This is a genomic window from Nocardia araoensis NBRC 100135 (assembly GCF_000308435.1).
Taxonomy (GTDB): Bacteria; Actinomycetota; Actinomycetes; order Mycobacteriales; family Mycobacteriaceae; genus Nocardia; species Nocardia araoensis.
This window is the reverse complement of the sequence record NZ_BAFR01000064.1, coordinates 1-9,072: the sequence shown is the minus strand read 5'-3', so window position 1 is coordinate 9,072 and position 9,072 is coordinate 1. Positions and strand designations below refer to the sequence as shown.

The window sequence follows — 9,072 nt, the reverse complement described above, 5'->3', positions numbered from 1 at the left end:
CTGTCCGGCGTGCAGCGCCGCGACGGCCTCCGGCTCGTGTCTGGCGGCGTTGGCGATCAGCCCGAACATCAGCAGGGTGATCGCGAGCGACGAGCCGCCCGCCGACACCAGCGGCAGCTGCAACCCGGTGACCGGCAGCAGACCGACGACATACCCGATGTTGATCATGGCCTGCCCGGCGATCCACGTCGTCGCCGAGGCGGTCAGCAGTTGCAGGAACGGATCCGCCGACCGGCCGGCGATGCGCAGTCCGGTGTAGACGAACAACGCGAAAAGCCCCAGCACCAGCGCGCAGCCGAGGAAGCCCAGCTCTTCTCCGATGATCGCGAAGATGAAGTCGTTGTGGGCGTTCGGCAGATAGCTCCACTTGGCCCGGCTCTGTCCCAGGCCGCGGCCCCAGATCCCGCCGTCGGCCAGGGAATACAGGGCCTGCCGAGCTTGATAGTTGTCGCCCTGCGGATCGGAGCCGGGGTTGAAGAAGGACCGGACCCGATTCGACCGGTAACCCGCGGACATGGCGAGCACGCCTGCGGCGACGACGCCGGACACCGCGATCGTCACGAACAACCGGACCGGAAGTCCGCCGAACCACAGCAGAGCGCCCAGGATGATGCCCACCGCGACCGTGGTGCTGAGATTCGGCTGGACCACGATCAACAGACAGACCAGCACACCCGCCGGGACAAGCGGAACCAGCAGGTCCCGCAGACTCGAACCCATCGCCCGTCGCGAAACCAGCAAGTGCGCGCCCCAGACGATCAGGGTCACCTTCACGACCTCGGACGGCTGCACCGAAACGGGACCGAGCACCAGCCAGCGACGTGCGCCCTGCACGCTGCTACCGATACCGGGAATGAGCACGAGCACCAGCGCAAGCACCGATATCGCGAACAGCGGGAACGACGCCTGGCGCAACAGGCGCAGCGGAACGCGAAGAGCCAGATAGAACAGGACCGCGCCGATCGCCGCGAACAGCGTCTGCTGGATGAACAGCGAGTACGCCGACCCGCCCTCGGCGTACTCCACGACGCCGGACGCCGACAGGACCATGACCAATCCGAGGGCCGTCAGCAGCGTGGCGATCGTGACGACGAGATGGAAGGACGCGAGCGGCCGCGCCAGCCACGAGCCCGGACCCGTGCCCGCGCCGCGGTTACGCCGTGCCTGCGCCCCGGCTTCACGTGCGCCCGAGGTGCGGGCCGCCCTGCCGGTCCAGCGCCTGCCGTTGCCCGAAGTCACGGGACACCCGCGGTCGGCGCCGCTAGGACCCTGGGTAGAGCGGACGAGCGGACGCCGAAGGAATCAGCTCGTCCGCGGAAGCGACTCGACCGACCGGGGCGGGTGTCCATACCCCGCCCGCCCCGGTCGGCGGTCATCGCAAACCCCCGATATCGGTGGTTCCGAGATCACCGTCTTCCAGGGCGTGCACCGCCGCGGCGAAGCTGCGGCCCCGGTGCGCGTAATCGGCGAACATGTCCAGCGACGCGGCGGCGGGAGCCAGCAGCACGGTGTCGCCGCGACGGGCGAACCCGGCGGCCGCCCGCACGGCCCGCGCCATGACGGCGTCGGCCGCGGCGGCCCTCGACGCTTCGTCACCCATCTGTGCATCGTCTCCCGCGACCAGCTCGACAACGGGGACCTCGGGCGCGTGTCGCGCCAACGCGGCCGCGAGCACGGGCGCGTCCACGCCGATCAGCACCGCCGCGACCAGGCGGTCGGCCACCTCTTCGACGAGGTCCTCCACATGCGCGCCCTTGAGCTGGCCGCCTGCCACCCAGACCACTTGCGGATGCGCCAGGATCGACGAGCGCGCCGCGTGCGGATTGGTCGCCTTCGAGTCGTCGACGAACTCGACGCCGGCCAGCTCGCGCACGAACGCGGCGCGGTGCGGGCCGACCTTGTGCTCGATCAGGCCTTCCCGGACGAACTGCGGTGCGACGTCGATCGCCCTGGTCAGCGCGGAGGCGGCCAGTGCGTCGGCGACGCCCGCTGGGCCGGGCGGGCTGATGTCGCCGACCTCGGCCAGGATCGCGGCCTTGGTGAACGCGCGGTCGAGCAGCTTGCCGTCCACCACGCCGAGTTCGCCGTCGGCGGGCACGCCCACCCGGAAACCGACGGTTCGGCGCGCCTTGGACTTGCGGGCCAGCGAGGCCGCGACCGGATCGTCCAGGCCGACCACGCCGACCCGGCCGACCAGCGCCCTGGCCTTGGCCGCGGCGTAGGCGTCCAGGCCGCCGTGCCAATCCAGGTGATCCTCGGCCACGTTGAGTACGACGCCCGCCTCCGGGCGCACCGAAGGCGCCCAGTGCAGCTGGAACGACGACAACTCCACCGCGAGCACCTGCGGACCGGGGTTGCGGCGCAACGCGTCCAGGATGGGCAGGCCGATGTTGCCGCACGCGACGCTGGCGATGCCCGCCGCGCGCAGGATCGCGTGGGTCATCTGGGTCGTGGTGGTCTTGCCGTTGGTGCCGGTGACGACCAGCCATTTGCGGACCGGGCCGTAGATCCTGGCCTGATCGACCCACCAGGCGAACTCCACATCGCCCCACACCGGCGTGCCCTCCGCGACCGCGGACGCCAGCACCGGCGAGTCCGGCCGCCAGCCCGGGCTGGTGATCACCAGCGCGAACCGGCTCCAGTCCGCGTTCTCCAGTTCGGCGGTGGTGGCCACATCCAGCCCGAGTCCGGCCGCCTCGGCCAAGGCCGCGGCGCCGCCGTCGGTCACCACCGGACGCGCGCCGATGTCGTGCAGCGGTTCCACCAGCGAGCGTCCCGACACGCCCCAGCCCGCGACCAGGACGTCGCGTCCGCGTAGGAATTCCAGCATGGGCCCTGGTGTGCGCAGAGCCCGCGGAGAATGTTCGACCATCTCGCTCACCCGACCGCGGAGAGGTATTCGCTGTAGAACAGCCCCAGCCCGACCGCGGAGGCCATCGCGGCCAGGAGCCAGAATCTGATGATCACCGTCGTCTCGGCCCATTTGCTGAGCTCGAAGTGATGGTGGAACGGCGCCATCTTGAACAGCCGGTTGCGCGTGGTGCGGAAGACCGCGACCTGCAGCACCACCGACGCCGTCTCGGCGACGAACAGCGCGCCGATGACGATCATCAGCAACTCGGTGCGGGTGGTGATGGACAGGCCCGCGAGCAGGCCGCCCAGCGCGAGCGAACCGGTGTCGCCCATGAAGATCTTGGCCGGTGCGGCGTTCCACCACAGGAACCCGACGCACGCCGCCGCGCCCGCGGCGCAGACCAGCGCCAGATCCAGTGGATCGCGCACGTTGTAGCAGCCGGTCTCGGGCTTGGTCTCGCAGGCGTGGTAGTACTGCCAGAACGTGATGATCACGTATCCGCCCAGCACCAGGCTCATCGACCCGGCGGCGAGACCGTCGAGGCCGTCGGTGAGGTTCACCGCGTTGGACCAGGCGACCACCACGAAGCAGACGAATACCAGGAACACGACCACGCCCATGGTCACGGTGCTGATGTCGCGCACGTAGGACAGGTGCCTGCTGGCCGGGGTCAGCCCGCTGCCGCCGCGGAACTGCAGTGCGAGGATGCCGAAGATCACGGCCGAGGACAGCTGGCCGAGGTACTTGCCCGCCGCGGTGAGGCCCAGGTTGCGCTGCTTGCGGATCTTGATGAAGTCGTCGACGAATCCCACCGCGCCCAGCGCCGTGGCCAACCCGAGCACGAGCAACGCCGACGCCGACGGCCCGTCGGCGTCGTAACCGATGCCGATCAGGTGGGAGCCGAGGTAACCGGCCCACATGCCGACCAGGATGGCGACACCGCCCATCGTCGGGGTACCGCGCTTGGCCTGGTGGCTGGCGGGACCGTCGACCCGGATCTCCTGCCCGAAGCCTTGCTTGGCGAACAATCGGATCAGCAGCGGGGTGAGCAGGATCGAGACCGTCAGCGCGATCGCCGCGGCGAAGAGAATCTGTCTCATCCTGCTGCCTCCGTGTCCTGTCCCACCCCGTCGTTCGCCGCGCCGCCGCGTGCGGTAACGGCGCCCGGGTCGGTCAGATGCTCGGCGACCTGCCACAGGCCGACCGACTTCGATGCCTTCACCAGCACCACGTCGCCGGGGGCCACTTCCTGCTCGAGCAGCGCGATCGCCGCCGCGATATCCGGCACGAGGACCGATTCCTCGCCCCACGACCCTTCCATCACCGCACCCTGGTGCAGCGCGCGGGCGGGCCGCCCCGTGCCGACCACGACCACCCGGCTGACGTCCAGCCGCACGGCGAGCCGCCCGATGGCATCGTGCTCGATGACGGATTCCTCGCCCAGCTCGGCCATCTCGCCGAGCACCGCCCAGCTGCGCCGCGGCGTCTCGGCCGAACGCGCCATGCTCACCAGCGCCTTGAGCGCGGCGCGGACCGAGTCCGGGTTGGCGTTGTAGGAGTCGTTGACGACGGTGATCCCGTCGGCGGTGGTCCGCACGTCCATCCGGCGGGCGGACGCGGCGCGCGCACCGGACAGCGCCGCGGTGACGGTGTCGAGGTCGGCCCCGCATTCCAGCGCGACCGCGATCGCCGACAGCGCGTTGCCCACGTGATGCTCGCCGTGCACGGCCAGGCGCACCTCGGCGCTGCCCGCGGGCGTGTGCACGGTGAACGCGGCCCTGGCCTGGTCGTCGAGCCGGATGTCGGTGGCCCGCACCTCGGCGGTCGCCGCCTGCCCGACCAGCACCACCCGCGCCGACGTACGCGCGGCCATCGCGGCCACCTGCGGATCGTCGGCGTTGAGCACGGCCAGCCCGGTCGGCGGCAGCGCCTCGACCAGCTCGCCCTTGGTCTTGGCGATGGCCTCGCGGCTGCCGAACTCGCCGAGATGCGCGGTGCCGACATTGAGCACCACACCGATGCTCGGCGGGGCCACCTCGGCCAGCGCCGCGATGTGCCCCGGCCCGCGCGCGGACAGCTCCAGCACCAGGAAACGGGTGTCCGCGTCGGCGCGCAACGCCGTCCACGGGTGTCCGAGTTCGTTGTTGAACGACCCCGGCGGGGCCACCACCGTGCCCAGCGGCGCCAGGACGGCGGCCAGCAGGTCCTTGGTGGAGGTCTTGCCGGACGAGCCGGTGACGCCGACGACGGTGAGCCCGCCGTCGGCGGCGAGACGCGACACGCTGGCGCGGGCGAGCGCGGCGAGCGCGGTCAGCACGGCGGCGCCGGACCCGTCCGCATCATGGCTGAGCGCAACCGAGCTCGACGGCACGGCGCCGCCACCGGGCTGGACCACGATGGCGGGCACGCCCACCGGCCGCGCCGCCAGCACCGCCACCGCGCCCGCGGCGATCGCCGCGCCCGCGTAGTCGTGACCGTCGGAGCGCTCGCCCGGCAGTGCCAGGAACAGATCGCCGGAACCGATTCGGCGCGAGTCGAATTCCACCGCGCCGGTCACTCGCACCTCCGGGTCTGCGACGTCGTGCAGCGTGCCGCCGACGACCTCCGCGATCTCCCGCAGTGTCATCTCGATCATGAAACCGTCAAGTCCTCCGCGTGGTTACCTTGCGGACTGCGTCTTTCCAATGCGGCCGCGAGTACGTCGCGGTCGTCGAACGGGTGCTTCACGCCCTGGATCTCCTGCCCTGCCTCATGTCCCTTGCCCGCGATCAGCACCACGTCACCGGGGCGCGCCCACGCCACCGCGGCGGCGATGGCTTCCGCTCGGTCCCCGATCTCCCGCACCTCGCCGCGTTCGGCCGCCGGGACCTCCAGCGCTCCGGAGCGCAGGGCGGCGCGGATGGCCGCCGGGTCCTCGGTACGCGGGTTGTCGTCGGTGATGATCAGCAGGTCGGCGCCCCGGGCGCCCACCGCGCCCATCAGCGGCCGTTTCGCCGCGTCCCGGTCGCCGCCCGCGCCGACCACCACCGCGAGCCGTCCCGCGGTGTCCGCCGCGAGATGACCACGCAGCGTGGCGATCACCGACTCCAGCGCCGCGGGCTTGTGCGCGTAGTCGACGATCGCCAAGAAGTCCTGTCCGCGCTCCACCCGCTGCATCCGGCCGGGCACGTCCACGGTCGCCAGCGCCGGGGCGGCGACCGACGGCTCGACGCCCGCCGCGGCGCACACCGCCACCGCGAGCAGGCCGTTGGCGACGTTGTAGTGGCCGGGAAGCCGCAGGCGCACGGGGATTTCGCCGTGCGGACCCGCCGCGGTGAAGTCTTGTTCGCCGCCGTGCGCCGACACCGCGCCGGTGACGCTCCAAGCGGCGGTCCGGGTGGTCGACACGGTGACCGGGTTCGGCAGGCCGGCGGCCAGCCGCCGCCCCCACTCGTCGTCCACGCAGACCACGGCGGTGCGCGCCGCGACCGGCGAATCGGATTCGAACAGTTTGCGTTTGGCGGCGAAGTAGTCCTCGAAGTCGGCATGGAAGTCGAGGTGGTCCTGGGAGAGGTTGGTGAACGCGCCCACCGCGAACCGCACCCCGTCCACCCGGCCCAGCGTCAAGGCGTGGCTGGATACCTCCATCACCACCGCGTCCACGCCCTGCTCGACCATCAGCGCGAACATCGCGTGCAACTGCGGCGCCTCCGGAGTGGTCAGCGCGCTCGGCACCCGCCTGCCGCCGATCCTGGTCTCGATGGTGCCGATCAGCGCGGTGGACAGCCCCGCGGCGGCCAGACCCGCCTCCACCAGATAGGAGGTCGTGGTCTTGCCCGAGGTTCCGGTGATGCCGACGATGCGCAGCCGTTCGGACGGATTGCCGTAGATCGTTGCCGACAGCTCGCCGAGCACCGCCCTCGGGTTCTCCCGCACCAGCACCGGCACGTCGAGCGGACCGGCCAGCTCCGCGCCCGCCGCGTCGGTCAGTACCGCGACCGCGCCCCTGGCGACGGCGTCCCGCGCGAAACGCGCGCCGTGCGCGCGGGCACCGGGCAGCGCGGCGAACAGGTCACCGGGCAGCACAGCATCCGAGCGCTGCTCGATGCCGGTGACCGACACGTCCGATTCGGGGCTCGTCGCGGCCCCGATGACGGCGGCCAGCGACGCCAGCGGCGTTGACGGCGAATGCTCTGGCCGCAATGCGCGCGGTTGACCGGACTGCACAGAAACCAGGCTCCTTTCGGGGGCGGCGATCGACGTGTCAGGTTACCGGCGACCGGTCACGGCGGGACCATGCGCCCCGTCGCAAAGCCGGGGAGGTCGCCCACCGCACCCTACGGGTTCGTCCGCCCGGCCCGGACCGCGCCACGCGGCACGCGGACGCCACCGGGTGCGGATACGGCGCGCACGGCGGACCTCCGCTCGCCTCCGGCCCTCGAACACCGCACTCACCTGCTGTTTCCTCCGCACAGATCCGATGTCATCCGCTACCGATCGCACACCCCGAGAGTGGTTCGATCACCCTGCCTGCAAGACGAATTGCCTGGACGGCTGGGTCGACGGCGGGATGCGGTCGCGCTGCAGCGCCCACGACGCGATGTTGTGGAACAGCGGAGCCACCGAACCGCCCCCGGTGCCGTCGGAACTGCGGACGGGCGCGTCGAGCATGAGCCCGATCACGTACCGGGGATTCTCCGCGGGAACCATGCCCGCGAACGTGATCCAGAACGACGACGTGGAGTAGCACCGGCAATTGCGATCGACCTTCTGCGCGGTACCGGTCTTGCCCGCCACCTGGTAGCCCGTGATGGCCGCGGGCCATCCGGTGCCGTTCTGGTTGGCGTTCATCGGGTCACGCTGCACCACCGCCTGGAACATCGTCCGCAAGGTGGCGGCGGTCTGCTTGCTCACCACCCGCACGCCGTCCGGCTGGGTCTCCTCGGTGCGGGTGCCGTCCGGCGCGATCTTCGCCCGCACGATCCGGGGCGGAATGCGGACGCCGTCGTTGGCGATCGCCTGGTACATCCCGGCCATTTGCAGCGTCGTCATCGAAAGGCCTTGGCCGATGGGGAGATTGGCGAAGGTGCCGCCGGACCACTGCTCCCGGTCGGGCATCAGGCCCGCGCTCTCCCCCGGAAGGCCGATGCCGGTGCGCTGCCCGAGCCCGAACCGGTGCGCCATGTCGGCGAAGTGGTCCTCGCCCACGCGCTGCGCGAGCATCAGGGTGCCCACATTGGAGGACCTGCCGAAAATTCCGGTGGTCGTATAGGGCTCGACGCCGTGTGACCACGCGTCGTGCACTGTGACGCCCGCCATCTGGATCGCGCCCGGAACCTGATGCACCTCGTCGGGATCGGTCAGGCCGTACTCGATGGCCGCGGCCGCCGTGACGATCTTGTTCACCGAACCCGGCTCGAACACGTCCGTCACCGACGGATTGCTCAGCTGGGCATTGGCCCACTTCTGCGGTCCCAGCTGGGGATTGAACGTGTTGTCGTTGGCCATCGCCAGGACCTGCCCGGTCTTGGCGTCCAGGACGACGGCCGACGCGGAACCCGCGCCGGAGACGTCTTTGGCCTGCTGCACCTGCTGCTGCACGTAGTACTGCAGATCGGAGTCCAAGGTGAGTTCGACGGCGGACCCGTTGACCGCGGGTTGTTCGTCCCGCCAGCTGCCTGGGATGACCGCGCCGTCGGAGCCGCGGTCGTAGGTGTGCGATCCGTCGGTACCCGCCAGCGCCGAGTCCAGCGACGACTCCAGCCCGATCTGTCCGTGGCCGTCCCAGCCGACGGCGCCGACGACATTCGCCGCCAGCGACCCGCCGGGATACACCCGGGGGCTCTGCTGATCGGAGCCCACTTGCGGGTACTTGTCGGTGATCTCGTCCGCGATGCGCGGATCGACGTTCTGGGCCAGGAACACGAACTGCTCGTCGCTGTTCAGCTTGGCGAGCAGGTCCGATTCCGCGGGCGCGTCTTTGCCGAGCTTCTCGTGGACGGTGCGCGCGATGTCGCGCAGCCGCTGGTCCGGATCGGGTGCCTTGTCGTTCTTCGCCTTGGCGTCCACCAGCTCCTTCCGGACGGCGACCGGCCGGAAGTGCAGCGCTTTGGCCGACACGGTGAAGGCCAGCGCCTTGCCATAACGGTCGGTGATCGGCCCACGGGTGGCCGGGTCGGGCTGATGGGTGGTGCGCTGGCTGGCCGCCTGTGCCGACAGTCCGGGCGCGGCGATGCTCT

Annotated in this window: 6 protein-coding genes; all 6 read right to left on the bottom strand. The window is 70.9% G+C overall.

Annotation, left to right across the window (positions count from 1 at the left end; genetic code table 11):
* On the bottom strand, positions 1-1,239 hold a 1,239-nt coding region (gene ftsW / locus ON21_RS09015; protein ID WP_083880489.1), incomplete at its 3' end, for a putative lipid II flippase FtsW.
* A 133-nt stretch (positions 1,240-1,372) separates the two neighbouring features.
* Positions 1,373-2,830: a UDP-N-acetylmuramoyl-L-alanine--D-glutamate ligase gene (gene murD, locus ON21_RS09010; RefSeq protein ID WP_039797128.1), complete on the bottom strand. Its 1,458-nt coding sequence runs from the start codon at positions 2,828-2,830 to the stop codon at positions 1,373-1,375.
* Between the two features lie 47 nt (positions 2,831-2,877).
* Positions 2,878-3,954: a phospho-N-acetylmuramoyl-pentapeptide-transferase gene (gene mraY / locus ON21_RS09005; RefSeq protein ID WP_039797126.1), complete on the bottom strand. Its 1,077-nt coding sequence runs from the start codon at positions 3,952-3,954 to the stop codon at positions 2,878-2,880.
* Positions 3,951-5,489, bottom strand: coding sequence for a UDP-N-acetylmuramoyl-tripeptide--D-alanyl-D-alanine ligase (locus tag ON21_RS09000; RefSeq protein WP_051020522.1), 1,539 nt, complete (start codon positions 5,487-5,489; stop codon positions 3,951-3,953). The genes mraY and ON21_RS09000 overlap by 4 nt, the downstream gene beginning before the upstream one ends.
* Positions 5,486-7,060: a UDP-N-acetylmuramoyl-L-alanyl-D-glutamate--2,6-diaminopimelate ligase gene (locus ON21_RS08995; protein ID WP_373281116.1), complete on the bottom strand. Its 1,575-nt coding sequence runs from the start codon at positions 7,058-7,060 to the stop codon at positions 5,486-5,488. The genes ON21_RS09000 and ON21_RS08995 overlap by 4 nt, the downstream gene beginning before the upstream one ends.
* Before the next feature lie 294 nt (positions 7,061-7,354).
* A partial coding sequence (locus ON21_RS08990; protein ID WP_039797124.1) for a peptidoglycan D,D-transpeptidase FtsI family protein occupies positions 7,355-9,072 on the bottom strand: 1,718 nt, incomplete at its 5' end.

Coding starts and splice junctions, on each gene's coding strand:
- murD (WP_039797128.1), bottom strand. CDS start 2,830: ATGCTGGAATTCCTACGCGGACGCGACGTCCTGGTCGCGGGCTGGGGC.
- mraY (WP_039797126.1), bottom strand. CDS start 3,954: ATGAGACAGATTCTCTTCGCCGCGGCGATCGCGCTGACGGTCTCGATC.
- ON21_RS09000 (WP_051020522.1), bottom strand. CDS start 5,489: ATGATCGAGATGACACTGCGGGAGATCGCGGAGGTCGTCGGCGGCACG.